Source organism: Microbacterium proteolyticum, assembly GCF_029639405.1.
Lineage (GTDB): Bacteria > Actinomycetota > Actinomycetes > Actinomycetales > Microbacteriaceae > Microbacterium.
In genome coordinates, this window is the sequence record NZ_CP121274.1 from 727,606 (window position 1) to 753,038 (window position 25,433).

The window sequence follows — 25,433 nt, forward strand, 5'->3', positions numbered from 1 at the left end:
GCGTCTTTCGCAGTATGAAATGTCGCGGATCACCGATCGTCAGGGCCCCCGCCATACTGTGTGTATGACGGGGGGCCCTGAATCGCAGGCATCGTCGCTCTTCTTCACCCCCCGCCGTCCGGTTTCCGCGAAGCTCAAGGGCCGCGAGGCCTTGGAAGCGATGAAGTGGCATTCCGCCATCACGGCCGAACCGGCGACATTTCGTCTGACGATGGATCTCGTCGTCTTCGACAGCGTCGCGATCGTTCGAACCGGCATCACGCCGTCCACCGCCGCGCGCACGGCGGAACACGTGGCATCGCTGCGCGTCGGCAGCACGTTCTACTTCCTCGTCTCGGGCAGCATCACGGTCGTCCAGGCGGGCCATCGGTACGTGATGACGCCCGGAGCCGTCGCGGTCGTCTCGGGGCACCTGCCCTTCGAGGTGATCGTGTCCTCCCCTTCCCAGATCATCACCGTGCTCCTCAAACGCGGCGCGCTGGAGGGGCGAGGGGTTCCCCCGCCCGAGACGGATGTGCGCATCTTCTCCCCCTCGTCCTACGTCGCATTGGTGAGCGTGTTCGTCACGGCGATGACAGGAGATCTGCCGGTCCCGATGACGCCCCGCGGCGTCTCGACGCAGCAGGCGCTCCTTCACCTTCTGACCGGACTGCTGCTGGACAATCTCGACGATCCGCCCCAGCCCGACCGGCGGGAAGCGCGGGTCGCGCACGTCCTCGCCTTCATCGAGGCGAATTACTCGAACGCCGACCTGAGCACGGCCGACGTCGCCGTCGCCGTCGGAGTATCCGTGCGGCACCTGCAGCGGATCCTGACCGAAGCCGATACATCGGTCTCTCTCGAACTGCGCCGCGCGCGGCTGCGATGGGCGTCGGTCTACCTCCTGCGGCGAGACCGCCAGAAGCTTCCGATCGAACAAATCGCTCGTCTCACCGGCTTCGGAAACGTCGAACGGCTGCGCCGCGCCTTCGTGCACGACCTCGGCACCACCCCCGCCGACTTCCGTATCAGGGGTGGCGATGATCGCAACCCCGGACTAGCCCGATAGGAGGGACCGACAGCCCCCGCCCCGAACTCCGGAGTTTTCGACGTTGCGAGCTTCTCAGCGCGCTGGAATGCCCGCCAGAGGCCCGAGTCTCAGGAGTCCGGCCCGCGGAATCTCAGCCGCTCTTGCGGCGGAACTCGCGCTTCGTCACGGCTCCGTGGGTGCCCTGCACGGCCGAGTGACCGTCCAGGTGAGCCTGACCCGACCGCTGCTGCCCGTTCTTCTTCGCCAGGGCTTCCTTGAACTTGCGCTTCATGTCGTCGGATGCCGTGGCATCCGGGGTCTCGTCAGTACTCATGCCCCCACCCTAGGCACGTCCGGGCCGCCGCGCGCGGTGCGGACGCCGACGCGCGCTCATCGCGTCGGAGCGGGCTGTCCGTCCTCGGCCGCGTGATGACCGTTCGCGGCGTCCCCCACGGACGCGACGCCGCGACCGAACGCCTGTCCCTGCAGGATGGCGCCCAGGTCGACGCCGGTCGCCGACTTGACGCTGCTGAACGTGGCCGCGAGACCCGCCGCCTGCTCGCGGGCGATGTGGGTGCCGGCCGTGTCGCCGCCGACGAGCGTGACGCTGCCCACGTTCTGGTAGCCCTTGGCGAACTCGGCCATGAGGGCGGGGAGCTGACCGATGAGCTCGCGCCCCAGGATGGCCTCCTGGTTCTCGCGCAGAGCTTCGGCTTCGGCCTTGATCGCCGCGGCGCTGGCTTCACCCTTCGCGCGGATCGCTTCGGCCTCGGCGACGGCCTTCGCGCGCAGGGCCTCCGCCTCCGCCCCGGACTGGGCACGCAACGCTTCCGCTTCGGCCTCGGCGCGTGCGCGCACGGCGGCGGCTTCCGCGGCGGCGGACGCCTGCCGCGCCTCGGCCTGACGCTGGACGGCGTAGGCCTCGGCATCCGATTCCTGCTGTGCGACCTGACGGTCGGTCTCGGCCTTCTTCTGGCGCGCGTACGACTCGGCATCCGCCTCGGTCTGCTTGCGGTACTTCTCGGCATCCGCGACGCGCTTGACGTCGGCGTCGAGTTCGGCCTGGCGGTTCTCGGCGCGCTGCACGAGGACCGCCTGCTCGCGTTCTGCGCGGGCGAGGTTCTCGGCCTGCTCGGCCTCGGCGTTGGCGCGTCCGATCTGGGACTTCGACGCCGCGGTGTTCTTGTCGAACGCCGTCTGCTCGACGAGGTTCGCCTCCTCGGTGGCGAGCTGGCGGGCCTTCACCTCGCGGGCGGCCTCGATGCGCGCGACCTCGGCCTCGCGCTTCACGCGCTCGACCTCCTGCGCGCCGAGAGCGTCGATGTACCCGTTGCGGTCGGTGACGCCCTGGATGGCGAAGGAGTCCAGCACCAGGCCTTGCGCGAGCAGGTCGCCCTTGATGCCCTCCGCAATCTCGTCACCGAGCTTCTGGCGGTCCTGCATGACCTCTTCGACGTTGAGCTTGGCCACGACCCCGCGCAGCGCTCCCTCGAGCTGCTCGGTGGTGAAGACGTCGATCGCCTGGTCTTGCGAGGCGAACCGCTCGGCGGCCGCGCGCACCTGATCGGGCAGCGACCCGATCTTCACGAGCGCGACCCCGGCGAGATGGATCGTCACGCCGTTCTTGGTCTGGGCGACGGGCTCCATCTTGATCTGCCGCGAGCGCAACGAGATCCGATCGGACCGCTGCGTCAGCTTGTTGACGAAAGCACCGCCGCCGGTGATCACCGTCATGTTCGAGGTGAGGCCGTCGGCGCCCCGCTGCTTCTTTCCGACGATGACGATCGCCTCGTCGGCCTGCGGCACCTGATACCAGGCGCGGAAGATGAAGAAGCCGATCACGAGGACCGCCAGAATCACCCCGATGAGGACGACCAGACCGGCGATCCCCAAAATGTCGCTTTCCACCACAGCCCCCAAGCACCGGTTTCGCGGGCCTCCATCGAGCCCCCTGCGAACACGTTATCGGGCGGGAGGGCGTCGCCGCGCGGGCGGCGAGGCGAAGCCCGCGTCAGACGTGCCGGACCCGCTGCTGCAACCGGGTGCGGATGTCGAACAGCTCGGTGCCGCCGACCTCGCGCGCCCCCGGGATGCCGCGGCGGAGCAGCGTCGTGAGGGCGCTGCGCTGCACCAGCACGACCGGGGTTCCGCGGACCTTGCCGAGGTCGGTGACCGCGTCGAGGATCGCGTCGTCGGGCAGCACCACCATCGCGCCGCTGAAGCGCACCCCCGCGGCGCGCGCGATCACGCGCGCCCGCGAGACCAGCTGGGTGACCGGGGAGCCGATGACGTTCGGACCGCTGATCTCGCCGCGGCGGACGCCCACCGGACCGCCGAAGTCCTCGCTGAGCATCGCGTACAGGCCGCTGGGCCCGAGCACGAGGTGGTCGATCTTCTGCTCGGGGTCGACTCCGTCGCGGTCGGCGAACACGTCGTGCCACACGGTGTACCCCATGCCGAGGTCGGCGACCAGGCGCGCGGTCTCCTCCTCGGCGAGCGCGTCGGCGAGGATGTGCCGGATCTCCGGCGGCGCCGACCGCACCAGCGCGGGGTCGTACGGATCGCCGACGTCGACGCCGCGCCCCACCCACTCGCGGATCAGCGACAGGTAGCGCTCGCGCCGCCACCCGCCGGGCTGGCCGTACGCGCGGGCGCGGGGGCGGGTGTCAGGACGGGGAGGAGCGGATGCCGCCGCCCCGCCGCCCCACTCGGCCGACGCGTGTCCGCGACCGCGGTCGTAGGCGGCCCGCGCCTCGGGCGTACCGACGAGCTCCCACGCGCGCTGCACCTGGACGAAGAGGGCGGCGTCACCGCCGGTGTCGGGGTGCGTCTCGCGCAGTCGGACGCGGTACGCACGGCGGAGGCCTTCGTCGTCGACGTCGACATCGACGCGGAGCACCTCGTAGGCCGAAACCGACATGGGGCTGTCGAACACGTCCGTCATCCGTTCCGCCGCTCGGGTGCGGCACCTTTCAGGCTATCCGCCGCCGTCTGTGCAACCCCCGGGATCCGCCCGAGGTTTCGCTGACGGCGCCAAGGCTCCCGCGTCAGCGGCGCTCGTTGCGGCGGGCATAGGCGGCGGCATCCCGGCTCGAGAGGGCGAGGAGCACCAGGATGTCGAGGCTGACCGTGACGAGGGTCGTGCCGACCGTGATCTCCTGCCCCAGCTCCCACCACCCGGCGAACGCCGTGGCGATCGACATCGTCGACACGATCATGACGATCACACGGGCGACATTGCTTCCGCGCAGGAGCAGGATGCCGAAGACCGCCTGGACGAGGGTGATGGCCCCCAGGACGCCGAAGAAGATCCCGGCGTCGAGGCCGAGGTCGGAGAGGGTCAGGGTCGACTCTTCGCCGGAGCCGTCCGCCGCGCCGGCCACCGCCTGCAGCCACGGCGGCAGGGGGAAGACGACCGTGAGGGTCCAGACGATGCCCGCGACCGCGCGGAGGAGCACGAGGACCCCACCGGCGACGGTCGCGGCCGGACGGCGCATCGCGGAGTCTCGGACGACCGGCGCGGCGATCGGTTCGAACGCCGCCCTCTTGCGGGGATGCCTCTCGCTCACGACCGGCCCTCCGCCCGGGCGCCGGCCGTCGTGGCATCCGGGACCCCGCGCACGTCGAGGATCGGCAGGTCGCCGTCGGTGGTGATGCTGTCGCCCCCGCCGTTGCGCGCGTGGTAGCCGGTCGAGAAGTCGCGGATGACGTCGACCGCGACACCGGGCAGATTCTGCACGGTCGCGACGATGTGGTCGCGCTCGATGTCGGTGTCGGCGTCGATGCGGTGCGTGACCTGGAGCGTGAACAGCGAGAGTCCGACGGCGCGGTCGAACGTGCCCGCGGCGAGCCAATCGACCCGTCGCCCGCCGGGGAGCAGCCACCCGTCGGGGCAGCGCCAGAGTCGCACGTGGTGGCGCTGGGCCGGAGACCCCGCGACCTCCTGCTGGTAGGCGAGGTCCTGCATCCGGCCGAACAGGAACAGGGGGCTGACCGGCGCGGTCGGGTAGCTGCGACGGCGCAGGGTCGACGTGACGATGCGCCACGACGAGCCGAGGCCGACGGGATCGGCGGGGATCCACCCGGCCGCGGCCATCACGGCCTCGACCTGCGCACGCTCGCCCTGGAAGGCGAGGTTCACCGGGTCGCCGAGCAGTCCGTCGGACGTGCGGGTGCGTCCCATGAAGTAGTCGGGCACGTAGACGGCGGTCAGGATGCGATGCAGCCGCGGAAGCACGAGGTAGGCGAGGAGCCCCCAGAAGAAGATCGCCATGACGATCCCCGCCCAGCCGAGAGTGAACGTCTGGGTGAAGCTCAGGTACGCGAGCCACACGGCGGCGAGTCCAGCGAAGACGAAGAAGAACCCGTCGAGCAATCGCCCGAACGACCAGCGCCTCCGCCCGCCCATGCCGCCGCTACCAGAGAGCCGGTTCGGGCTGGTGGGCGAACGCCTCGGCGACGCGGCCCGGGGGCAGCTCGAACCGATGCGCGGGCGACCAGGACGGCGACCGGTCCTTGTCGACCAACTGCGCGCGGATCCCCTCGGCCAGGTCGGGCTGCGTCGTGGCGAACCACATCACCAGCCCGTACTCCTGCGCGAGGGCGGCGTGCAGCGACGGCAGCGCACGCGCCCGTCGGACGGCCTCGAGCGTCACGGACACCGCCGTCGGGGCCGAGGACTCGAGCAGGTCGGCGGTCGCGTGCGCCTCCGGTTCCCAGCGCTGGCGGAGCCGGTGCAGGATGCCGTCGAGATCGTCGGCCGAGAAGGCGTCGTCGATCCACGGACGCCAGGTCTCGAGGTTCGATCGCTCGGGGCTCTCGTCGAACAGCAGCACCAGTTCCGTGGGGCTCGAGGGGTCGGCGCGGTACTCCAGCGCCTCGTGGAGCGCCGAGAGGTGGGCGACGGGGACGAGATGGTCGGCGAAGCCCGCGTACAGCGCATCCGCGGCATCCATCGTCGCTCCGGTGAGACCGAGGTACTCGCCCAGCCGGCCGGGCGCGCGCCCGAGCAGCCACGACCCGCCCACGTCGGGGGTGAACCCGATGCGCGTCTCGGGCATCGCGAGCTGCGAACGTTCGGTGACGATGCGGATGCGCGCGTGTCCGGCCAGCCCGATCCCGCCGCCCATCGTCACCCCGTCGGCGATCGCGACGATCGGCTTCGGGTACGTCGCGATGCGGTGGTTGAGGGCGTACTCCTCGCGGAAGAAGGTGTGGACCTCGTCGACGCGTCCCTGGACGACGAAGTCGTAGAGCGCCCGCACGTCACCGCCGGCGCAGAACCCGCGCTCCCCCGCGCCGTCGAGCAGCACCAGGTCGACGTCGGTGTCGCGCTCCCAGCGGTCGAGGGCGGCCGAGAGCAGCCGGATCATGCCGAGGTCGAGCGCGTTGATCGCACGGGGACGGTTGAGGGTCAGGTGCCCCACTCCGCGCCAGGCTCGCGCGGAGACCGCGTCGTCGTCGGATCGCTGTGCGTTCACGCTGCCACGTTACACAGGGCGCGAGATGTGTTTTCGGCCTCGGATCGGGGAAGATGGGGAGAACGCCCGCCGAACGAGAGGTACTCGATGCCCCAAGGACAGGTGCTGGAATTCTCCGGGCTGACCAAGCGCTTCGGCGCGGTGTCGGCCGTCGACGGCCTGACCGCTCGCGTGGAGCCGGGCCTGGTGACGGGATTCCTCGGCCCCAACGGTGCGGGCAAGACCACGTCGCTGCGCATGCTGCTGGGCCTCGTGCGCCCGACGTCCGGATCCGCGACGATCGGCGGCCGCCGCTACGCCGACATCGACCGTCCGCCGCAGACCGTGGGCGCCGCTCTGGAGGCATCCAGCTTCCACCCGGGACGCTCGGCGGCGAACCATCTGAAGGCCTACGCCCGCGCGGCCCGGCTGCCCCTGTCGCGCGTCGACGAGGTGCTCGGGCTCGTGGGTCTGGCCGACGTCGCGGGACGCCGGGTCGGCGGTTACTCGCTCGGCATGCGCCAGCGTCTGGGTCTGGCGACGGCCCTGCTCGGCGACCCCGGCGTCCTCGTGCTCGACGAGCCGTCCAACGGTCTCGACCCCGAGGGCATCCGGTGGATGCGTTCGCTGCTCCGTCACCTCGCCGAAGAGGGGCGTACGGTGCTCATCTCGTCGCACCTGCTGGCCGAGGTGCAGCAGACGGTCGACGCGCTGCTGATCATCTCGCGCGGCACGCTCGTCTTCCAGGGCGGCACCGAAGACCTCGCCGACCCCGACGAGTACTCCACCGTCGTCGACTCCCCCGACCGCGAGGCACTGTCGCGGCTGCTCGAGGAACGCGGCATCCCGTTCCAGCTGCTCCGCAACGGCTTCACGATCCGGCACGTCGAACCGCTCGAGATCGGCACCCTCGCCGCCGGCGCCGGCATCGTGCTGTCGCACCTGCAGAGCAAGGGCGCGAGCCTGGAGGACATCTTCCTCGAGCTCGTCAGCGGCGTGCGGACGCACGCGAGCGCAGCGGGCCCGGTCGCCGCCGCGCCCGCGGAAGCGGAGACGGTGGATGCCGAGGCGCCCGCGCCCGAACCCGCACCGTCGACCGACCTCGTCCCCGTCCTCGCCGCCCCGCGGCGCGCCGCCGCTCCGGCGGAGCCCGACCCCGAGCCCCGCTCCTCGTACGCGGTCGCCTCGACGGGGGTCATCGACATCGTGCCGATCGACGACGCCCGCGCCGCAGACACGGAGGTGCCGCGATGAGCCTGGTGGCATCCACTCGCTCCGAGTACACGAAGCAGTTCAGCACCGCCGGATGGTGGGTGCTGGGCATCGTGCTCGTCGTCTACGTCGGCTTCACGGCGGGCGTGCTCGCACTGGCGTTCGGGGGCGTGGCCTCCGGCAAGCTGCCGGGCGCCTCCGGACCGGCGCTGCCCACGGACGGTCTCGCCGCCCTCGTCTACAGCTCCGCGAGCGCCGTGGGGTACGTCTTCCCGCTGCTGGCCGGGACGCTCATGGTCACGACCGAGTTCCGGCACAAGACCCTGACCCCGACGTTCCTGGCCACGCCCCGCCGCGGCGTGGTGCTCGTCGGGAAGTTCGCGATCGGCATCCTCGTGGGCCTCCTGTACGGCGTGCTCGGGTCGATCGCGGCGATCGGTGCGGGAGCCGGCGTCTTCGCGGCGTTCGGACTCGGCACCGAGCTCGGTTCGTCGGACACGTGGGTGCTCGTGGGCCGCATGCTGCTGGCGTTCGCCCTGTGGGCGGTCGTCGGGATCGGCGTGGGCACCGTGGTGCGCAACCAGGTCGCCGCGATCGTGATCGTGCTGGCGGTGACCCTGTTCGTCGAGCCGATCGTGCGCACGATCGCCGGTGTCGTCGACGGACTCGGCGAGGTCGCGCGGTGGTTCCCGAGCGCCGCGAGCGACGCGCTCGTCGGCAAGACGATCTTCGGCGCCGTGGGGGCCGGCGGTGCCGAGCCGCTGGAATGGTGGCTCGGCGGCCTCGTGCTGCTCGGCTACGCCGTGGTGCTGGTGCTCATCGGCCTCGCCACGACCTGGCGCCGCGACATCGACTGACGCGGGGCGGGCGGGGGCCTGGCGTCAGGACACGAGGTCGGCGACGTCCTCGGGCTCGGATGCCACCTCGAGGCGCAGCGCCTTGAGCAGGGCCACACCGTGCTTGGTCGTCAGGACCAGCCGCTCGAACTCGTCGTGGCCGCTGAGGTCGATCACGACGCTGGACTTGCGGCGACGGATGACGACGAAGTCGTTGCCGCCGGCCGACTTCCACGTGCCCGCGGCCACGACGACGGGGAGGTTCGTGCCCGGGTTCGGGACGCCGCGGAGCCACGTCCACGCGTCATCGGTCAACTGCACGCGGTCGATCGTCGCGCGCGGCACGACGATGTTGCGCTTGCGGAACGACAGCGCACGCTCGGTCGGCGAGAGCACGACCTCGAGCTGCGCCTGATCGAGCAGCAGGGTCACCATGGCATCCATCCTGCCAGCGGCGATGGATGCCGACCGCCCCGGCGCCTCACGAGAGCGCAACGATCCGGGGCGACGCAGCTCGGCCCGCGTGTCGGAGCGGAGGGATAGCCTGGAGCGATGAGTACGGGCAGCGCTGCGCCGCAGGCCGCACCGGCCCGGGGCGACTCGATCGACGACCTCCTCGCCCGCGTGCGCGACGGGCACCGGCCCGATGTCGACGAGACCGAGCGGCTGCTGCACGCCCCGCTCGGCGTGCTGTCCCGCGCGGCCGGCCTGCTCCGCGACGAGGGGCTGAAGCGCGCCGGTCGACCGCGGGTCATCACCTACTCGCGCAAGGTCTTCGTGCCGCTGACGACCCTCTGCCGCGACCGCTGCCACTACTGCATCTTCGTCGACACCCCGGGCCAGCTCGCGCTCCTCCGCAAGCCCGCGTACATGAGCCCCGAGCAGGTGCTCACGGTCGTCCGACAGGGGCAGGCGCTCGGCTGCAAGGAGGCGCTGCTGACCCTCGGCGACCGCCCCGAGGAGCGCTGGCCCGAGGCCCGCGCGTGGCTCGACGAGCACGGTTTCGCCTCCACGATCGACTACGTCGCGCACATCGCCCGCCTCATCACCGCCGAGACCGGCATGCTCGTGCACGCCAACCCCGGCGTGATGCACCCCGACGAGCTCGCCGCGCTGCGCCCGGTCTCCCCGTCGATGGGCATGATGCTCGAGACCACCTCGCGCCGCCTCTACGAAGAGCCCGGTCAGGTGCACTTCGGTTCGCCCGACAAAGACCCCGACCTGCGTCTGCGCGTCATCGACGACGCGGGGGCCGCCGGCATCCCGTTCACGACCGGCATCCTGGTCGGCATCGGCGAGACCGTCCGCGACCGCGCCGAGTCGCTCATCGCCCTGCGCGACCTCGACGACCGGCACGGCCACGTGCAAGAGGTGATCGTGCAGAACTTCCGCGCGAAGCCCCGCACCGCCATGCAGGGAGCCCCGGATGCCGACATGCACGAGTACCTCGCCACGGTCGCCGTCGCACGACTCGTGTTCGGGCCCGACATGCGCATCCAGGTTCCGCCGAACCTCTCCGATCCGCGCGAGCTCGGGCTGCTGATCGAGGCCGGGATCGATGACTGGGGCGGCGTCTCGCCGCTCACGGCCGACCACGTGAACCCCGAGCGTCCGTGGCCGCACATCGACGACCTCGCCGCGCAGACCGCCGCCCGCGGGTTCGCGCTCCGCGAGCGGCTCACCGCGCACCCCGAGTACGTGAGCGACGCGGCGACGTGGATCGACCCCGCGCTCCACGCCCCCGTGCGGGCGTTGGCGGATGCCACGGGCCTCGCGGCCGACGTGATTCCCGGGGTCGCGCGGCCGGCCACGGGAGGGGATTCGGCGACGGGAGGGCAGTCCGGTGCCGAGGCATCCTCCGCTCCCCGAATCCCCTCCGCTCCCAGCGGCGGCGCGGCTGCCCTCGCTCCCGACCCCGGCGTGCGCCGCCTCGCCGAGTCCGCCGCGGCCGACCCGCTCGCGCTCGACGACGCCGACTGGACGCGGCTGCTCCGCGCCACCGGCGCCGAGCTCGACGCCCTGACCACCGCGGCCGACGACGCGCGCCGCTACACCGTCGGCGAGCCGGTGACCCTCGTCCGCAACCGCAACCTCACCTCGAGCGGCTTCCGGCGCGCGGGCCGCGCGGGCGCCGGCGAGTTCGACCTCGCGGATGCCGAGGCGATCGCCGCGGATGCCGCCGACCTCGGCGCCACCGAGATCTGCATCCAAGGCGCGCTCCCCGCCGAGGAAGACCCCTCGGGGTACCTCGACCTCGTTCGGGCCGTGAAGCGCGGGGCTCCCGGCATCCATGTGCACGCGTTCCGTCCGCTCGACGTGCGCGATCTCGCCGACCGCGGCGGACTCGGGCTCGAGGGCACCCTCGCCGCCCTGCGCGAGGCCGGCGTCGACACGGTCCCCGGCACGGGGGTCAAGGTGCTGAGCGAGCGCGTGCGCGCGCTCGTCGCGCCCGGCGACCTCGAGATCGACCGCTGGGTCGAGGGCATCACGGCCGCTCATCGCGCCGGGTTCCGCTCGACGTCAGTGCTGTTCTACGGCCACGTCGAGACCGCGGCCGAGCGCATCGCGCACCTGCGCCTGCTGCGCGGCATCCAGGCCGAGACGCGAGGCTTCGCGGAGTTCGTGCCGATCCCGCTCCCCGGCGGCGAGGTTCCGCTGGTTCCGGGCCGTTCCGCGATCGACGAGCACCGCGCGATGGTCGCCGTGTCGCGGCTGCTGCTGTCGGGTGCGATCCCGCACGTGCAGATCCCGTGGACGCGCGTCGGCCGCGAGAGCGCCGCCGTCCTCCTGCGCTCCGGCGGCGACGACCTCGGCGGCACGCTGTACGACGGGCGCGTGCTGCCCGACACGGGCATCGAGCAGGGGCTCGAACTGCCGGTCGCGGATGCCGAGCGCCTCGCCCGCAGCCTCATGCGGCCGTTCCGCCTGCGCACGACCGACTACGGCGTGTCGCCCACGGCTCGCACCGCCGCCGGAGCGACCGCGTGAGCGTCGTCGACGTCGTCGTGGTCGGCGCGGGCTTCGCCGGGCTCGGTATGGCCGGTGCCCTGCACCGCGCGGGCCGCGACGACGTCGTGATCATCGAGCGCGCGGGTGACGTCGGCGGAACCTGGCGCGACAACACGTACCCGGGGGTCGCGTGCGACGTTCCCGCGCACCTCTACAGCTACGCGGCGCACCCGCACGCGGGCTGGTCCCGCACGTTCGCCGAGGGCCACGAGATCCAGCAGTACCTGCGCGACGTGGCCGCCGGCGTCGGCGAGCGCATCCGACTGCACACCCCGCTCGTGGGGGCGGAATGGGATGCCGACACCTCGGTATGGCACATCGACACCGGCGCCGAGGTCCTTCAGGCGCGCTCGCTCGTCCTCGCGTGCGGACGCCTCACCGAACCGCACGTCCCCGCGATCGACGGCCTCGAGTCGTTCGCCGGCCCGCTGTTCCACTCCGCGCGCTGGGACCACGACGTCGACCTCGCCGGAAAGCGCGTCGCGGTCGTCGGCACCGGCGCGAGCGCCGTGCAGCTCGTGCCCGAGCTCGCGCGCCGCGCCGCCCACGTGACGCTGTTCCAGCGCACGCCCGCGTGGATCGTGCCCCGCGGCGGCGGCGAGATCCCCGCCGCAGAGCGCGAACGCCTCGCCGAGAACCCCGGCGCCCTTGCGCGCCTCCGCGCCGAGCTGTACACCGAGGGCGAGGCGCGCTTCGCCTCCCGCTCGGGCGACGTCGCGGCATCCACCGCCGCCCGCGACACCGCCCTCGCGCACCTGCACGCCCAGGTCGCCGACCCCGCGCTGCGGGAAGCCCTCACCCCCGACTACGCCTTCGGCTGCAAGCGGGTGCTGCTCTCGGACGCGTTCTATCCCGCCGTGGCATCCGGTCGGGTGACCCTCGAACCCAGCGCCCTCGACCGCGTCGACGGGTCGATGCTCACCGCGGCAAGTGGGCGGCAGCACGAGGCCGACGTGCTCGTGCTCGCCACCGGCTTCGCCTCGACGCAGCAGCCGTACGCCGACCTCGTCCGCGGCGAGGACGGCACGCTCGCCGAGCACTGGTCCGAGGGCATGACGTCGTTCGGGTCCACGGTGGTCGCGGGTTTCCCGAACCTCTTCGTCCTCAACGGCCCCAACGCAAGCCTCGGACACAACTCGGCGGTCCTCATGATCGAGGAGCAGGCCGCGTACGTCGTCCGCGCGCTGGCCGAACGCGATCGTCGCCCCGATCGCGTGCTGCGCGTCCGCCCCGCGGCCGAAGCGGCCTACACCGACGAGATCGCCGCCGCCGCGGCATCCACTCCCTGGATGACCGGCGGATGCCGTAACTGGTACGTGGACGAGAGGTCGGGGCGGCTGACACTGCTGTGGCCGGGCACCGTGCAGGCGTTCCACGAGAGACTGACCGGTACCGACGGGTCGGAGTTCGAACCCGCGCACACCCCCGTGCGCGGCTGACGCATCGCCCGCACGGGCGGGTCACGAAGAAGGAGAATCATGGTCGTTCCGCTGCGATTCGGATACAAGGCCTCGAGCGAGCAGTTCGGGCCGAACGAGCTGCTCGACTTCAGCGTGCTGGCCGAGGAGGTCGGGTTCGACTCGGTCTTCCTCTCCGACCACCTGCAGCCGTGGCGGCACGAGGGCGGGCACGCCCCGAACGCCCTGCCGTGGCTCGGCGCGCTCGGCGCCCGCACGCAGCGCGTGATCCTCGGGACGTCCGTGCTGACCCCCACGTTCCGCTATCACCCGGGCGTCATCGCGCAGGTGTTCGCGACGCTCGGCGTGATGTTCCCCGGACGCGTCGCGCTGGGCGTCGGCACCGGCGAGGCCCTCAACGAAGTGACCCTCGGCCTCGAGTGGCCCGAGCCGCCCGAGCGCTTCCAGCGCCTCAAAGAGGCGATCACCCTCATCGACAAGCTCTGGACCGAAGACCGGGTCACGTACGAGGGCACCTACTACTCGGTGAAGGATGCCACGATCTACGACCGCCCCGAGCAGAAGGTGCCGATCTACATCGGCGCCTCGGGTCCCGCGGCGACGCGGCTCGCCGGACGCATCGCGGAGGGGTACATCACCACCAGCGGCAAGGACCCGTCCCTGTACACCGACACGCTGCTGCCGGCGCTCGACGACGGCCTCGCGAAGGCCGGCCGCACGCGCGACGACATCGACACGCTGATGGAGGTGAAGGTCTCGTACCACCCCGACCGCGAGACCGCGCTCGAGAAGACGCGTTTCTGGGCTCCCCTGGCCCTGTCGGCCGAAGAGAAGATGAGCGTCCACGACCCGCTGGAGATGGCGCGTCTCGCCGACGAACTGCCCATCGAGCGGGCGGCATCCCGGTTCATCGTGTCGACCGACATCGACGAGCACGTCGAGCGCATCGCGCACTATGTCGACCTCGGCTTCCGTCACCTCGTGTTCCACGACCCCGGGCACGACCAGGAGGAGTTCCTCCGCACGTACGGCGCCGAGGTCCTGCCGCGACTGCGGGCCCGGTTCAGCTGAGGCCTCGCGGGCCCGCGTGCCGCGCTCCGGAGGCTCTCCGCCTTCGCAGCACGATTCGCGGGCGCACCGCTACCCCCGGACGGAAATGTCCGGAGTCCGGCACACAATGGAGCCGATGAGCATTCCTGAGATCCGTGACGGCTGGACGATCGTCGTGCCGGTGAAGCCCGCTGCGCTCGGCAAGACGCGGTTGACCGCCGTGACCGCCGATCGCGAGGCCCTGGCGCGCGCGATCGCGCTCGACACGATCGCGGCCGTCGCCGCCACCCCGCGCGTGTCGCACGTGCTGGTGGTGACCGACGACGCCGAGGTGTCCGCCCTCGTGTCGCAGTGGCCCGCGGTCGACGTGATCGCCGAGGGCGACGTGCGCGGCCTCGACGCCGCCATCGCCCTGGGCGCCGACGCGGCGGGCCAGGGGGCGCCCCGCGCGGCGCTGCTGGGCGACGTCCCCGCGCTCACGCCGCAGGACCTCGACGCCGCACTGAAGCTCGCGGGCGAGGTCGAACGGGGCCTGGTCCCGGATGCCGAGGGCACCGGCTCCACCCTCGTCACCGCGCGTCCCGGTGCGGTGTGGGTGTCGGCCTTCGGCGCCGACTCCGCAGCCCGGCACCGCCTCCTGGGGTGCACCGACCTCGCGGTTCCGCGCGGGTCGTCCCTCCGCCGCGACGTCGACACCGCCGCGCAGCTCGCCGAGGCCGTGGCCCTCGGCGTGGGCCCGCGTACCGCGGCGGTACTGGCGGCCGCGGCGGCCTGACGCGCTCTACGCCCCGAGCGCCACCTCGGCGATCGCGGCCGATGCCTCTTCGTCGCGCATCCACAGCGGGGCGACGACGGCGCGGATCCCGGCGGCCTCCACGTCGGGAGCTGCGGCGGCGTCCTCCTCGGCGAGCAGCCACGCGTCGAGCAGACCCTCGGCCGACCGCGCGCCGTAGTGCCGGGCGACGGCCGCGGCCGACGTCTCGACGCCGATCGCCGTCAGGCACACGTCGGCCATGCCGCGCACGACCCGGCCACCGATGATCGGTGAGACACCGACCACCCGCGCCGAGGTCGCACGAAGCGCCTCCCGGATGCCGGGGACAGCGAGGATCGGACCGATCGACACGACCGGGTTCGACGGGGCCAGCAGCACCACGTCGGCCTGCGCGATCGCCTCGACGACGCCCGGGGCGGGAGAGGCATCCGTCATCCCGGGGTTCTCGAACCGCGTCGGAGTCAGAGCCGCGCGGTAGCGCGTCCACCACTCCTGGAAGTGCAGACGCCGCCCGTCCTCGACGTGCACGTGCGTGTCGACCTCGCTGTCGGTCATCGGAAGCAGATGGATGCCGAGCGGCCACCGCTCCGCCATCCGACCGAGGACCTCGGTCGGGGTGAGGCCCTCGCGCAGCCATCCCGTGCGCGCGAGGTGCGTCCCGAGGTCGAGGTCGCCGAGCGTGAACCACGGCCACCCGGCGCCCCACGCCTGCAGCTCTTCGTTCACGCGCTCGGTGTCGCCCGCGCGACCCCAGCCGCGAACGGTGTCATTGACTCCGGCGAGCGCGTACGTGATCGAGTCGACGTCGGGCTGCAGCCGCACGCCCGAGAGCCACAGGTCGTCGCCGGTGTTGACGACGACGGTCGCCTCGGGCGCCCCGAGCCGCCGCAGAGCGGCGCGGACGCCGAGGGTGAACTTCGATCCGCCGACACCGCCGGCGAGCACGACGACGCGGGGCTGAGGATTCGGCATCCGTCCAGTCTTTCACCGCGGCGAGGCGGCGCGATGCGTCAGGCGCCGCCGAGCGCGGACCACACCGCGCGGGCACCGCTGTCGCCCACGAGCACGAGGTTCACGGTCGTGCCGATCGCCACCGCGACGGCGACGACGGCGATGACGGCCGTGATGACCCGCGCACCGCCGATGGGGCGATCCGCGCGCCGAGCGCGCCACCAGAACCACGCCCACTGCGCGACAGCGACCACGATCAGGAAGAACGCCCAGATCACGGGACCGTCGCCCATCTCCGTGTGCGCCTCCACGAGCGCCGACGAGGGCACCTGGCGTTCGAGCGCCTCGCCCGCCTCCTTCGCCAGCAGCGCGAACCCGCCGCCGACGATCGCGACGATCGGGGTCAGGATGCCGAGCCGCCGACGCGCCGCCGGCCAGACGCTGCCGACGATGAGCATGAGCGCCGCGAGGGGCAGCAGCACGACCACGCCGTGGACGAGGAGGGGGTGAAGCGGGAGGCCCGCGAACTGCCACATGCGCTGATCACAGCACATCCGCGGCATCCGGGTCCAGGCAGGCCATGCTGCCCTTCCCCCGTGGGATGATCCGCGGCCCCCCATAAGCGATAAACGCCATCGCCGGCGAGAAACAACGGGACGGCGCGTTTCTCGCCGCGGATCGCGTTTATCGACGGGGAGGGCGCCGAGAACCGCGGCGCCGACGTCCGCGCCGCCCCAGCGAACGCGGCGCCCCAGCGAACGCGGCGCCGGCAGCCCCGCCTACTGCGCGAGGAGCGTCGGGTCCGCCGCACCGGCCGCGGCACGCGCGGCACCCGGCAGCACCTCGAGCACCCTCTCGAGCGCGACGTCGTCGTGCGCGGCGGTGAGGAACCACGCCTCGAACACGCTCGGGGGCAGGGAGACTCCGGCATCCAGCATCGCGTGGAAGAAGGGGGCGTAGCGCCACGACTGCTGCGTCAGCGCCGTGGCGTAGTCGAGCGGCGCCTCGGGGAGGAACGCGACGCCGAACAGGGAACCTGCACGCGGAACGGCGTGCACGACGCCCTCCGCGGTCAGGGCGTCGTCGAGGGCATCGGCGATGCGGGATGCCGACGCGTCGACCGCGGCGTACACCTCGGGCGTCGCGAGCCGCAGCGTCGCCAGGCCCGCGGCGACCGACAGCGGGTTCCCCGACAGCGTGCCCGCCTGGTACACCGGGCCGAGGGGCGCGAGCTGGTCCATGACGTCGGCGCGGCCGCCGAGGGCGGCGAGCGGCATCCCTCCGCCGACGACCTTGCCGAACGTGAGGATGTCGGGCAGGTACGTCTCGCCGTGCGACGCCTGCAGGCCCCAGAATCCGGCGGGGTGCACGCGGAATCCGGTGAGCACCTCGTCCATGATGAGCAGCGCGCCGTGGCTGTGCGCGATGTCGGCGAGGGCCGCGTTGAAGCCGGGCAGCGGCGGGACGACACCCATGTTCGCGGATGCCGCCTCGACGATGATCGCGGCGATGTTCTCGCCGTGCACCGCGAACGCCTCGCGCACCGCGTCGAGGTCGTTGTAGGGCAGCACGAGCGTCTGCGCGGCGATCGGCGCCGGCACACCGGCGGAGCCGGGGAGCGCGAGCGTCGCGACGCCCGACCCGGCGGCGGCCAGCAGCCCGTCGGAGTGCCCGTGGTAGTGGCCGGCGAACTTGATCAGCAGGTCGCGGCCGGTCGCGCCGCGCGCGAGACGGATTGCCGTCATGGTCGCCTCGGTGCCCGTCGACACGAGGCGCACCTTCTCGACGGGCGCCAGATCCCCGACCCGCACGCGGTGGGCGATCAGGTCGGCGAGCTCCACCTCGGCGCCGGTCGGCGCGCCGAACGACAGACCCCTGGATGCCGCCGACTGCACGGCCCCGACCACTTCGGGGTGCGCGTGGCCGAGGAGGGCCGGGCCCCACGAGGCGACGAGGTCGACGTACTCGCGGCCCGTGGCATCCGTGATCCGGGCGCCCGCGGCGGACTGCACGAACCGCGGCGTCCCGCCGACGGATCCGTACGCCCGCACGGGCGAGTTCACGCCGCCCGGAATGACGTCCTTCGCGCGCGCGAACCACTGGTCGTTGAGGTCTGTCATGGCATCCATTCTCCCGTCCCTACGTGCGCGAGTCGCCAAGATTTGTCGCCAACAGGGCAGCCGAAGCGACAAAACTTGGCGACTCACGCCCACGCGCGGGACCGCGCGGGCGCACGGCAACCACGCGCCGGAAGGTCAGACCTACAGGTCGGCGCGCAGCCAGTGCGCGGCCTCGAGGGCCCAGTACGTCAGGATCGCATCGGCGCCGGCGCGGCGGATGCCGAGCAGGCTCTCGAGCACGGCTCCGCGGCGGTCGATCCAACCGTGGGCCGCGGCGGCCTCGACCATCGCGTACTCGCCCGACACCTGGTACGCCCACACCGGCACATCGACGGCCACGCGGACGTCGGCGAGCACGTCGAGGTACGGCAGCGCCGGCTTGACCATCACGACGTCGGCGCCCTCCTCGACGTCGAGCAGCGCTTCGCGCACGCCCTCGCGTCCGTTGCCGGGGTCGAGCTGGTACGAGCGGCGGTCGCCCTTCAGCTGCGAGTCCACGGCCTCGCGGAACGGACCGTAGAACGCCCCCGCGTACTTCGCGGAGTACGCCAGGATCAGCGTGTCGGTGAAACCCTCGGCATCCAGCGCCTGACGCACCGCGCCGACCTGGCCGTCCATCATCCCGGAGAGGCCCAGCATCGCCGACCCCGCCCGCGCCTGCGCGAGTCCCATCGCGGTGTACCGCTCGAGGGTCGCGTCGTTGTCGACGGAGCCGTCGGCGCTCAGCACGCCGCAGTGCCCGTGGTCGGTGAACTCGTCGAGGCACAGGTCGGTCTTCACGACCAGGGCGTCGCCGACCTCGGAGATCACCGTCTCGGTCGCGACGTTCAGGATGCCGTTCGGGTCGTCGGCGCCGGAACCGACCGCGTCGCGGTGCTCGGGGACGCCGAAGAGCATGACACCGCCGATGCGAGCAGCCGCGGCCTCGGCGACGACCCGCCGCAGCGAGTCGAGCGAGTGCTGCACGACGCCCGGCATCGAACCGATGGGAACCTGCTCGCTGATGCCCTCGCGGACGAACAGCGGCAGAACCAGCTGCGACGGCACGAGATGCGTCTCGCGGGCGAGGCGTCGGATGGCGGGGGTGCGGCGCAGGCGCCGCGGGCGGTACTCGGGGAAGCTCATGCGGGGGTCTCGGACTCCGGGGGGAGGGTGAAGCGGGCGACGGCGTCGATCAGGGAGTCGACGGTCTGCCGTTCGGCGACGACGTCGACGGTGAGTCCCGCACGCTTGGCATCCTTCGCGGTGCGCGGACCGATCGCGGCGATGACGGTGGATGCCGGGATCTCGGGGAACTGCTCCACGACCTGTTCGGCGACCGAACCGCTCGTGATGAGGATGGCGTTGATGCGACCGGAGTGGACGTCGGTGGCGATCTTCTCGGTGACCGGAACGCCGACGGTGCGATACGCCACGACGCTGCGCACGTGGTGCCCCGCCTCGATGAGCAGCCGGGTCAGCACGGGCTTGGCGATCTCGCTGCGCAGGGTGAGGACGCTGCGCGGCTCGGACTCGAGGTCGATCATCTGCTCCGCCATGCCCTGCGCGGAGTTGTCGCGCTCGGGCACGAGGTCGACGCGGTAGCCGACGGCCTGCATCGCCGCCGCCGTGGTCTCACCGACGGCGGCGACCTTCGTCGTCGCCGGGATCACGGCACGGTAGGCATAGAGCACGTCGACGGTGGTCGCACTCGTGAGGGTGAGCCAGTCGAACGCGCCGGCGGCGAGGTCGGCGAGCGCCTGCTCGAGGGTCGCCTGGTCATTCGTGGGGGCGAAGTTGATCAGCGGCGCGATGACCGGGACGGCCCCGCGCTGACGAAGGCTCGCGGCGACACCGTCGCCCCACGGGCCGCCGCGGGGCACGAGGACGCGCCGGCCGGCGAGCGGCTTCTCTGGGGTCGGCGTGTGCCGATGGCCTTCATTCATGTGGTCGACTCTCGTGGTACCAGGTCGGCCGCCCCGCGTTCGAGCAACCGACGCGCGGCTTCTTGGCCCGCACGCGTCGCACGCGCGATGGGTCCCCCGTCGTCGGCAGCATTCGCACCGTTGCCACTGCCAGGTTCCCCACCATACCCCGGCTCCACGCGCACGGTCCGATCGATACCGATCCGATGCGAGCCGTCGAGCGCGTACACGATGGCCCGGAGGCGCAGGTCGCCGCCGTGGAGGGCGGCGTGCGTGGCGACGGGGGCGTGGCATCCGGCATCCAGGACGGAGAGGACCGTGCGCTCCGCCGTGATCGCGACGCGGGTGTCGACGTCGTCGAGCGTGACGAGGGCCGCGAGGATCGCGGGGTCGATGTCGGCGCGCGTCTCGATCGCGAGCGACCCCTGACCCGGGGCCGTGGGCCACTCCGCCAGTCCCAGGTATTCGGCCTCGAGGCCCCCCAGGTCGCCGCCGAGGCGCGAGATGCCCGCGGCGGCGAGGATCACGGCATCCAGGTCTCCGTCGCGGACGCGCGCGAGACGCGAGTCGACGTTGCCCCGGATGTCGCGGACGTCCAGGCCCGGGTTCTTCCGCAGGGCCTGGGCGATGCGACGCGGCGACCCGGTGCCGACGCGCGCCCCGGCGGGGAGGGCCGAGAGGGCGGTGCCGTCGCGCGTGACGACGACGTCGCGGGCGTCCTCGCGGGACGGCGTCGCGGCGATCACGAGACCGTCGGGCTGCACCGTGGGCAGGTCCTTGAGCGAATGCACGAGGAAGTCGCAGCGGTCGGCCGCCAGCGCCTCGCGCAGACCGTTGGCGAACACGCCGCGACCGCCGAGCTGCGACAGCGACGCGCGGTTGACATCGCCCTCGGACACGATCGGCACGAGCTCGACCGGACGACCGGATGCCGCGGCCACCGCATCGGCGACCATCTGCGACTGCGCCATCGCCAGCGCGCTGCGCCGCGTGCCCAGGCGCAGGGCGGCGCTCACTGGAGGATCTCGGGGATCTCGTCGAGGGTGACGAGACGCCCGGTGTAGAAGGGCACCTCTTCGCGGACGTGGCGACGCGCCTCGGTGTAGCGGAGGTCGCGCATCATGTCGACGAGGTCGGTGAGGTCGTCCGCCTCCATCGGGAGCAGCCACTCGTAGTCGCCCAGAGCGAAGGATGCCACGGTGTTGGCGATCACGCCCTTGTACGCGGAGCCCTTCTTGCCGTGCTCGATGAGCATCTCGCGGCGCTCGGCCTCGGGCAGCAGGTACCACTCGTAGCTGCGGACGAACGGGTACAGGCAGAGCCAGTCCTTGGCGTCGATGCCGCGGAGGAAGCCGGGCACGTGCGACCGGTTGAACTCGGCATCCCGGTGCACGCCCATGGCGTTCCACGTCGGGAGCAGGTTCTTCAGCAGCTCGGTGCGGCGCAGGCGCCGCAGGTCGCGCTGCAGGGCCTGGGGGTCGGCGCCGTGCAGCCAGACCATGAGGTCGGCGTCGGCGCGCAGTCCGCTGACGTCGTAGAACCCGCGGACGGTCACGCCGTCCGCCTCGATCAGATCGACGAGGTCGGAGAGCTCGGTGGCATCGGCCTCGGTGACGGGGTTCTCGGGGTCGCGGCGGAGGACCGCCCACAGGGTGTAGATGGAGGAGGAGTCATCGTGGGCCATGCGTCAAGTCTCGTCCTCCCGGCGCGCCCCTCCAAACCGGTTGACTCGCCGCCGAATCACCCGCGGTGTCCGGGCGGCGTCCGGGCGGCGTGGGTCGAACGCACACGTTCGGGTCGAACGCGTACGTTCTGAACGACCGCAACGTGTGCGCTCGCGCGGAACGTACGCTCTCGGCGCCACGCAGCGCCGGCCGTCCGGAGGGATGCCGGGACGGCGACGCCGCGACGGACGTGGAGGTCAGCGCGTGTAGGCGCGGACCAGGGCCCACACCGTGAGCCCCACGACGGCGGCGACACCGGCGACCGCGGCGGCCGCCGCAGCGGGGTTGCGCCGCGCGGACTCTCGCACTTCGGCGACGCGCACGTCGACGGCGTCGCTCAGCCGACGCGGGACGTTGGCCTTGACCTCGATCGCGGCCAGCGCCGCCTTCAGCTCGGCGCGGGCCTGCTCGACGGGATCGGCGATGCCGAGCGGCACGGCGGTCTTCGGCACGGGAACGGGACGATCAATACTCATCGCCGGCCTCCTTCACGATGCGGACGTCCTGGGCGATGGCCTGTCCGGGGTTCTCGCGGCTCGAGAGCTTCTTGAAACGCAGGTAGCCCAGCAGCGCCAGGATCGCGGTGATCACGATCATGACCCCGAAGACGACCAGCGCCGACAGCCACACGGGCCACCACGACGACAGCCCGGCGATGACGAACGCGAAGAACACCGGGACGGCCCAGAAGACGACGATCAGGGCGCCGACGAACCAGCCCGCGCCGATTCCGGCATCCTTGGCGGTCTTCGCCGCCCACGCCTTCGCCCCGTTGATCTCGGCGATGACGAGGTTGCGGACGAGCTCGGGGATGTCACCCAGGAGGGTGAACAGGCTGTCATCGGCGCGGTCACGGAAACCGCGGGGAGTGGTCATGCGTCAGCTCTCCGACGACGTGGAGCTGCTCTTGTTCGCCTTGGCCCGCGCGGTGGCGCGCTTCTCGGCGTGCTCGGCGTCATCGACGGAATCCTCGACGGCGTCGGCGACCTCGTGCGCCGAGGTCTTCGCAGCACGGCCGGCACGCTCGGCGCGCTCGGAGACCGTGCCCGACTGCGATGCGGCGCCGGTGACCGACTTCGCGCCCTTCCACACCACGCCGGGTACGGACTTCAGGGCGGACACACCGAACGCCTTCACCTTCTCGACCTGCCCCTGGACGACGGGCTGGTCCCAGACCTTCTCGGCCTGCGCCTTGATCTGCTCGTACCGTTCGCGGCCCGCGCGTGCTCCGAGCACGTAGCCCGCCACGAGTCCGACGACGAGTGCTGCTTTGCCCCTCATGGGGTCTCCTCACGCTCGATCAGTGCTGGTCGGATCTCACGATAGCGATGTATTCCTGTTCCGGCATCCACCCTTGACAGGATCGCGCTCGGCGCCGACGATCCCGGTCCGAACGGTTCACCCGCGACGCCACAGGGCGGCGCTGCGCACCCGGTCGGCCTCGGCCCGGGCGTCCGGAATCACCTGCGCCAGCCCTGTTCCCGACAACCATGCGCCCGTGGCCCCGAGCCCCGGAACGGCGTGGACCGCGGCGCGCGCGGCGGCGGTCTGCGCGGCGCGTCCGATCGCGGCTCCGGGCTGGGACTGCACGTAGCGCACGCGGTGGGCGGCGCGCAGCGCGGACGGGGCGAGCACGACCCCGAGCAGAGTCGCCGCTTCCGACAGCGCGAGGGCCGCCGCGGCACCGTCGTCGAGCGTCGCCGTCGCGGGCTCTTCACCCTGGGCTCCGAAAGAGACCCGGATGACATGGATGCCGGGCTCGGTGGCATCCCGGACCCAATCCCACTTGGCGGTCGAGTGCGTCAGCGCCTTCGCGACGTGGCTGCCGGGGACGGTCAGGACTCCGGTCCCGCGCGGCGCGGCGTCCAGGGCAGGCGCGTGCACGACGAGCGTCACGACCTCGACGACGGGCGCGATCGGGTCGGTCGGGTCGAGGTTCGGGACCACCGGAACGAGCAGTTCGCGGGCCGCCCCCTCGGGCAGGGCCACGATGACGGCGTCCGCGTGGAGGCCGTCGCCGTCGGTGCGGACGTCCCAGCCGTTCCCCTCGCGGGAGAGGCCTTCGACCAAGACACCGGTGCGCAGTTCCGCACCGAGGTCGCCGAGACGCGCGACGAGCGCGTCGACGAGCCGCGACATCCCGCCGACGATGCCCTCGACCGCGCCGCCGGGCGCCGGGGTGCGGGGAGCGGCACCGGAGACGACCGGGACATCGGATGCCGGAGCGTCCGCCGGTGCGGGGGTCGCGCGCGACGCGCGCAGTTCCGCGACGGCACCGCTCAGCGAACCCGTCCGCGTCAGCGCGGCGTTCAAGCCCGGTGCGGCGAGATCGACGTCGATGTCGTCCGGTCGGGCGGAGTAGACGCCGCTCGTGACGGGTGCGACGAGCCGGTCGAGCACCCGCGCACCCATGCGCGAGCGCACCAGGGCGCCGAGGCTGTGCTGGTGGCCGATCGTCAGCGGCGGCCGGAGCCGGTCGACGTACGCCCGCCAGGCACCCGCCCAGCCGATGACCCGCCGCACGTCCGGAGCCCACGGATTGTCCGGGATGCCGAGCACCCCGCCCTTCGGCAACGGGGCGGCCCCGATGCCGGGCACGCCCGCCACCCACGCTCCCGCGGCGTTCGGGGCCACGACCTGGTCGGCGAGGCCGAGTTCTGCGAGCAGCCCGCGGACGATCCCGCCCCGCGTCGCGAAGCTCTCCGCGCCGACGTCGAGCGTGAGCCCGCCGACCTCCGCGGAGCGCACGACGCCCCCGAAGGCGTCCGAGGCTTCGAGCACGGTCACTCGGATGCCGACCTTGGCGCACTCCAGAGCCGCGACGAGCCCCGAGACGCCGCCGCCGACGACGACGACACGGCTCTCGTGCGCGTGCTCGGCGAGGCGTTCGAGCGGATCGCTCATTCCGTCTCCCCGTGCGCGCGGGCGACGATGCGCGTGAGAACCGTCGGGTCGGTGTCGGGCGGCACTCCGTGGCCGAGGTTCAGCACGTGGGCGCGCGCGGCGCGTCCGCGGGAGAGCACGTCGTCGACGTGCGCGGCGAGCACCGGCCAGGGCGCGCCGAGGAGGGCCGGGTCAATGTTCCCCTGCAGCGTGGTGTCGGGGCCGACGATCGCGGCCGCTTCGTCCAGCGGCATCCGCCAGTCCACGCCGACCGCGTCGGCGATGCCACCGAGGCGCATGTCGGCGAGGAACGGGCCGGTACCGACACCGAAGTGGATGCGAGGGACGTCGATGCCCTCGAGGGCCGTCCGCGAGTGGGGGGCGACGTACTCCAGGAACGCCGCGCGCGAGAGCGAACCGGCCCACGAGTCGAAGAGCTGCACGGCCTGCGCGCCCCCGTCGATCTGCGCGGCGAGGAAAGCCCGCGACACCTCGGCGAGCCAGCCCGCGAGGCGGTGCCACGACTCGGGGTCGGCGTGCATCATTCCGCGGGCCCGGAGGTGCTCCTTCGACGGACCGCCCTCGACGAGGTAGGCGGCGAGGGTGAACGGGGCCCCGGCGAAGCCGATCAGCGGCACCGCGTCGTCGAGTTCCGCGGTGACCAGCCGCACGGCCTCGCGGATCGGCTCGGCGGCGGCGGCCACCTCGGCGGGATCGATCGAGGTGACCCGCGCGACGTCGTCGGCGGTGCGCACCGGCTCGGCGAACACCGGGCCGCGGCCCGGCTCGATCTCGACCGCGACCCCGGCGAGCCGCAGCGGCACGACGATGTCGCTGAAGAAGATCGCGGCATCCACGCCGTGTCGACGGATGGGCTGCAGCGTGACCTCGGCGGCCAGGTCGGGCGTGAGGCACGCGTCGAGCATGCGGGTGCCCACGCGCAGTTCGCGGTACTCCGGCAGCGAGCGCCCCGCCTGCCGCATGAACCACACCGGCTGCCGCTCGGGGCGGTCGCCACGGAGGGCGCGGAGAAGGGGAGCGTCGGGAGAGGCCATGGCATCCATCCTCCCATTCGCCTTCTGA

General features: G+C 72.4%; 26 protein-coding genes. 7 read left to right on the forward strand and 19 right to left on the reverse strand.

Going from position 1 to position 25,433, the window contains the following annotated elements; genetic code table 11:
• Nucleotides 1–64 precede the first annotated feature (64 nt).
• Nucleotides 65–1,048 carry an AraC family transcriptional regulator gene (locus tag P8R59_RS04160; protein ID WP_278102864.1) on the forward strand — a complete coding sequence of 328 codons (984 nt, stop codon included), beginning with the start codon at nucleotides 65–67 and terminating at the stop codon, nucleotides 1,046–1,048.
• Between the two features lie 112 nt (nucleotides 1,049–1,160).
• Here P8R59_RS04160 and P8R59_RS04165 read toward each other — a convergent pair whose 3' ends face one another.
• The 6 genes from P8R59_RS04165 to P8R59_RS04190 form a co-directional block, all read right to left on the reverse strand.
• Nucleotides 1,161–1,343 carry a DUF5302 domain-containing protein gene (locus tag P8R59_RS04165; protein ID WP_076493352.1) on the reverse strand — a complete coding sequence of 61 codons (183 nt, stop codon included), beginning with the start codon at nucleotides 1,341–1,343 and terminating at the stop codon, nucleotides 1,161–1,163.
• A 56-nt stretch (nucleotides 1,344–1,399) separates the two neighbouring features.
• Nucleotides 1,400–2,917 carry an SPFH domain-containing protein gene (locus tag P8R59_RS04170; RefSeq protein ID WP_278102865.1) on the reverse strand — a complete coding sequence of 506 codons (1,518 nt, stop codon included), beginning with the start codon at nucleotides 2,915–2,917 and terminating at the stop codon, nucleotides 1,400–1,402.
• Between the two features lie 103 nt (nucleotides 2,918–3,020).
• A complete protein-coding gene (locus P8R59_RS04175; RefSeq protein ID WP_278102866.1) occupies nucleotides 3,021–3,944 on the reverse strand; it encodes a DnaJ domain-containing protein in 924 nt (307 codons plus the stop codon).
• Between the two features lie 112 nt (nucleotides 3,945–4,056).
• Nucleotides 4,057–4,578: a hypothetical protein gene (locus P8R59_RS04180; protein ID WP_077049810.1), complete on the reverse strand. Its 522-nt coding sequence runs from the start codon at nucleotides 4,576–4,578 to the stop codon at nucleotides 4,057–4,059.
• Entirely contained in the window at nucleotides 4,575–5,417 is an 843-nt protein-coding gene (locus P8R59_RS04185; RefSeq protein ID WP_278102867.1) for an LssY C-terminal domain-containing protein, read from the reverse strand. Before P8R59_RS04185 ends, P8R59_RS04180 begins: the two co-directional genes overlap by 4 nt.
• Before the next feature lie 7 nt (nucleotides 5,418–5,424).
• Entirely contained in the window at nucleotides 5,425–6,489 is a 1,065-nt protein-coding gene (locus P8R59_RS04190) for an enoyl-CoA hydratase/isomerase family protein (protein ID WP_278102868.1), read from the reverse strand.
• An 87-nt stretch (nucleotides 6,490–6,576) separates the two neighbouring features.
• Between P8R59_RS04190 and P8R59_RS04195 the strand changes: the two genes are divergently transcribed.
• Nucleotides 6,577–7,722 carry an ATP-binding cassette domain-containing protein gene (locus P8R59_RS04195; protein ID WP_278102869.1) on the forward strand — a complete coding sequence of 382 codons (1,146 nt, stop codon included), beginning with the start codon at nucleotides 6,577–6,579 and terminating at the stop codon, nucleotides 7,720–7,722.
• A complete protein-coding gene (locus P8R59_RS04200) occupies nucleotides 7,719–8,537 on the forward strand; it encodes an ABC transporter permease (protein WP_278102870.1) in 819 nt (272 codons plus the stop codon). The genes P8R59_RS04195 and P8R59_RS04200 overlap by 4 nt, the downstream gene beginning before the upstream one ends.
• A gap of 24 nt (nucleotides 8,538–8,561) precedes the next feature.
• Here P8R59_RS04200 and P8R59_RS04205 read toward each other — a convergent pair whose 3' ends face one another.
• On the reverse strand, nucleotides 8,562–8,951 hold the full coding sequence (locus P8R59_RS04205) for a hypothetical protein (protein ID WP_077049815.1): 390 nt from the start codon (nucleotides 8,949–8,951) through the stop codon (nucleotides 8,562–8,564).
• 117 nt (nucleotides 8,952–9,068) lie between these two features.
• On the opposite strand from P8R59_RS04205, the gene cofG reads away from it, so the two are divergent.
• From cofG to cofC, 4 genes are all read left to right on the forward strand, one after another.
• On the forward strand, nucleotides 9,069–11,504 hold the full coding sequence (cofG, locus tag P8R59_RS04210) for a 7,8-didemethyl-8-hydroxy-5-deazariboflavin synthase CofG (protein WP_278102871.1): 2,436 nt from the start codon (nucleotides 9,069–9,071) through the stop codon (nucleotides 11,502–11,504).
• On the forward strand, nucleotides 11,501–12,964 hold the full coding sequence (locus tag P8R59_RS04215) for a flavin-containing monooxygenase (protein ID WP_278102872.1): 1,464 nt from the start codon (nucleotides 11,501–11,503) through the stop codon (nucleotides 12,962–12,964). The genes cofG and P8R59_RS04215 overlap by 4 nt, the downstream gene beginning before the upstream one ends.
• Nucleotides 12,965–13,003: 39 nt before the next feature.
• Nucleotides 13,004–14,014, forward strand: coding sequence for a glucose-6-phosphate dehydrogenase (coenzyme-F420) (fgd, locus tag P8R59_RS04220; protein ID WP_278102873.1), 1,011 nt, complete (start codon nucleotides 13,004–13,006; stop codon nucleotides 14,012–14,014).
• Between the two features lie 115 nt (nucleotides 14,015–14,129).
• The gene (gene cofC / locus P8R59_RS04225) at nucleotides 14,130–14,768 is read left to right on the forward strand and encodes a 2-phospho-L-lactate guanylyltransferase (protein WP_077049817.1); all 639 of its coding nucleotides are present in this window, start codon (nucleotides 14,130–14,132) and stop codon (nucleotides 14,766–14,768) included.
• Between the two features lie 6 nt (nucleotides 14,769–14,774).
• Here the strand turns inward: cofC and cofD are convergent, their stop codons facing one another.
• From cofD to hemE, 12 genes are all read right to left on the reverse strand, one after another.
• Nucleotides 14,775–15,740, reverse strand: a complete 966-nt coding sequence (gene cofD / locus P8R59_RS04230; protein ID WP_278102874.1) for a 2-phospho-L-lactate transferase — start codon at nucleotides 15,738–15,740, stop codon at nucleotides 14,775–14,777.
• A gap of 38 nt (nucleotides 15,741–15,778) precedes the next feature.
• The gene (locus tag P8R59_RS04235) at nucleotides 15,779–16,255 is read right to left on the reverse strand and encodes a DUF2231 domain-containing protein (protein WP_278102875.1); all 477 of its coding nucleotides are present in this window, start codon (nucleotides 16,253–16,255) and stop codon (nucleotides 15,779–15,781) included.
• A 243-nt stretch (nucleotides 16,256–16,498) separates the two neighbouring features.
• Nucleotides 16,499–17,839 (reverse strand): glutamate-1-semialdehyde 2,1-aminomutase, encoded by a 1,341-nt coding sequence (gene hemL / locus P8R59_RS04240; RefSeq protein ID WP_278102876.1) that lies wholly within the window; start codon nucleotides 17,837–17,839, stop codon nucleotides 16,499–16,501.
• Between the two features lie 141 nt (nucleotides 17,840–17,980).
• Entirely contained in the window at nucleotides 17,981–18,964 is a 984-nt protein-coding gene (hemB, locus tag P8R59_RS04245) for a porphobilinogen synthase (RefSeq protein WP_278102877.1), read from the reverse strand.
• Nucleotides 18,961–19,764 (reverse strand): uroporphyrinogen-III synthase, encoded by an 804-nt coding sequence (locus P8R59_RS04250; RefSeq protein WP_077049823.1) that lies wholly within the window; start codon nucleotides 19,762–19,764, stop codon nucleotides 18,961–18,963. Before P8R59_RS04250 ends, hemB begins: the two co-directional genes overlap by 4 nt.
• A complete protein-coding gene (hemC, locus tag P8R59_RS04255; protein ID WP_278102878.1) occupies nucleotides 19,761–20,759 on the reverse strand; it encodes a hydroxymethylbilane synthase in 999 nt (332 codons plus the stop codon). The genes P8R59_RS04250 and hemC overlap by 4 nt, the downstream gene beginning before the upstream one ends.
• Nucleotides 20,756–21,427, reverse strand: coding sequence for a hydrogen peroxide-dependent heme synthase (gene hemQ / locus P8R59_RS04260; RefSeq protein ID WP_278102879.1), 672 nt, complete (start codon nucleotides 21,425–21,427; stop codon nucleotides 20,756–20,758). Before hemQ ends, hemC begins: the two co-directional genes overlap by 4 nt.
• Nucleotides 21,428–21,664: 237 nt before the next feature.
• Nucleotides 21,665–21,943: a hypothetical protein gene (locus P8R59_RS04265; RefSeq protein WP_077049826.1), complete on the reverse strand. Its 279-nt coding sequence runs from the start codon at nucleotides 21,941–21,943 to the stop codon at nucleotides 21,665–21,667.
• Nucleotides 21,933–22,343 carry a phage holin family protein gene (locus tag P8R59_RS04270; protein ID WP_278102880.1) on the reverse strand — a complete coding sequence of 137 codons (411 nt, stop codon included), beginning with the start codon at nucleotides 22,341–22,343 and terminating at the stop codon, nucleotides 21,933–21,935. Before P8R59_RS04270 ends, P8R59_RS04265 begins: the two co-directional genes overlap by 11 nt.
• 3 nt (nucleotides 22,344–22,346) lie before the next feature.
• Entirely contained in the window at nucleotides 22,347–22,748 is a 402-nt protein-coding gene (locus tag P8R59_RS04275; protein ID WP_278102881.1) for a hypothetical protein, read from the reverse strand.
• Between the two features lie 117 nt (nucleotides 22,749–22,865).
• A complete protein-coding gene (gene hemG, locus P8R59_RS04280) occupies nucleotides 22,866–24,371 on the reverse strand; it encodes a protoporphyrinogen oxidase (protein ID WP_278102882.1) in 1,506 nt (501 codons plus the stop codon).
• On the reverse strand, nucleotides 24,368–25,405 hold the full coding sequence (hemE, locus tag P8R59_RS04285) for a uroporphyrinogen decarboxylase (RefSeq protein WP_278102883.1): 1,038 nt from the start codon (nucleotides 25,403–25,405) through the stop codon (nucleotides 24,368–24,370). Before hemE ends, hemG begins: the two co-directional genes overlap by 4 nt.
• Between the last annotated feature and the right edge of the window lie 28 nt (nucleotides 25,406–25,433).

Bases quoted from the DNA above. Each gene is read 5' to 3' on its own strand.
- P8R59_RS04160 (WP_278102864.1), top strand. From the start codon at position 65: ATGACGGGGGGCCCTGAATCGCAGGCATCGTCGCTCTTCTTCACCCCC.
- P8R59_RS04185 (WP_278102867.1), bottom strand. From the start codon at position 5,417: ATGGGCGGGCGGAGGCGCTGGTCGTTCGGGCGATTGCTCGACGGGTTC.
- P8R59_RS04195 (WP_278102869.1), top strand. From the start codon at position 6,577: ATGCCCCAAGGACAGGTGCTGGAATTCTCCGGGCTGACCAAGCGCTTC.
- P8R59_RS04275 (WP_278102881.1), bottom strand. From the start codon at position 22,748: ATGAGGGGCAAAGCAGCACTCGTCGTCGGACTCGTGGCGGGCTACGTG.
- P8R59_RS04165 (WP_076493352.1), bottom strand. From the start codon at position 1,343: ATGAGTACTGACGAGACCCCGGATGCCACGGCATCCGACGACATGAAG.
- P8R59_RS04205 (WP_077049815.1), bottom strand. From the start codon at position 8,951: ATGGTGACCCTGCTGCTCGATCAGGCGCAGCTCGAGGTCGTGCTCTCG.
- P8R59_RS04250 (WP_077049823.1), bottom strand. From the start codon at position 19,764: ATGAATGAAGGCCATCGGCACACGCCGACCCCAGAGAAGCCGCTCGCC.
- fgd (WP_278102873.1), top strand. From the start codon at position 13,004: ATGGTCGTTCCGCTGCGATTCGGATACAAGGCCTCGAGCGAGCAGTTC.
- hemB (WP_278102877.1), bottom strand. From the start codon at position 18,964: ATGAGCTTCCCCGAGTACCGCCCGCGGCGCCTGCGCCGCACCCCCGCC.
- P8R59_RS04200 (WP_278102870.1), top strand. From the start codon at position 7,719: ATGAGCCTGGTGGCATCCACTCGCTCCGAGTACACGAAGCAGTTCAGC.
- hemG (WP_278102882.1), bottom strand. From the start codon at position 24,371: ATGAGCGATCCGCTCGAACGCCTCGCCGAGCACGCGCACGAGAGCCGT.
- hemE (WP_278102883.1), bottom strand. From the start codon at position 25,405: ATGGCCTCTCCCGACGCTCCCCTTCTCCGCGCCCTCCGTGGCGACCGC.
- P8R59_RS04235 (WP_278102875.1), bottom strand. From the start codon at position 16,255: ATGTGGCAGTTCGCGGGCCTCCCGCTTCACCCCCTCCTCGTCCACGGC.
- cofD (WP_278102874.1), bottom strand. From the start codon at position 15,740: ATGCCGAATCCTCAGCCCCGCGTCGTCGTGCTCGCCGGCGGTGTCGGC.
- P8R59_RS04265 (WP_077049826.1), bottom strand. From the start codon at position 21,943: ATGAGTATTGATCGTCCCGTTCCCGTGCCGAAGACCGCCGTGCCGCTC.
- hemQ (WP_278102879.1), bottom strand. From the start codon at position 21,427: ATGGCCCACGATGACTCCTCCTCCATCTACACCCTGTGGGCGGTCCTC.
- P8R59_RS04270 (WP_278102880.1), bottom strand. From the start codon at position 22,343: ATGACCACTCCCCGCGGTTTCCGTGACCGCGCCGATGACAGCCTGTTC.
- cofG (WP_278102871.1), top strand. From the start codon at position 9,069: ATGAGTACGGGCAGCGCTGCGCCGCAGGCCGCACCGGCCCGGGGCGAC.
- hemL (WP_278102876.1), bottom strand. From the start codon at position 17,839: ATGACAGACCTCAACGACCAGTGGTTCGCGCGCGCGAAGGACGTCATT.
- cofC (WP_077049817.1), top strand. From the start codon at position 14,130: ATGAGCATTCCTGAGATCCGTGACGGCTGGACGATCGTCGTGCCGGTG.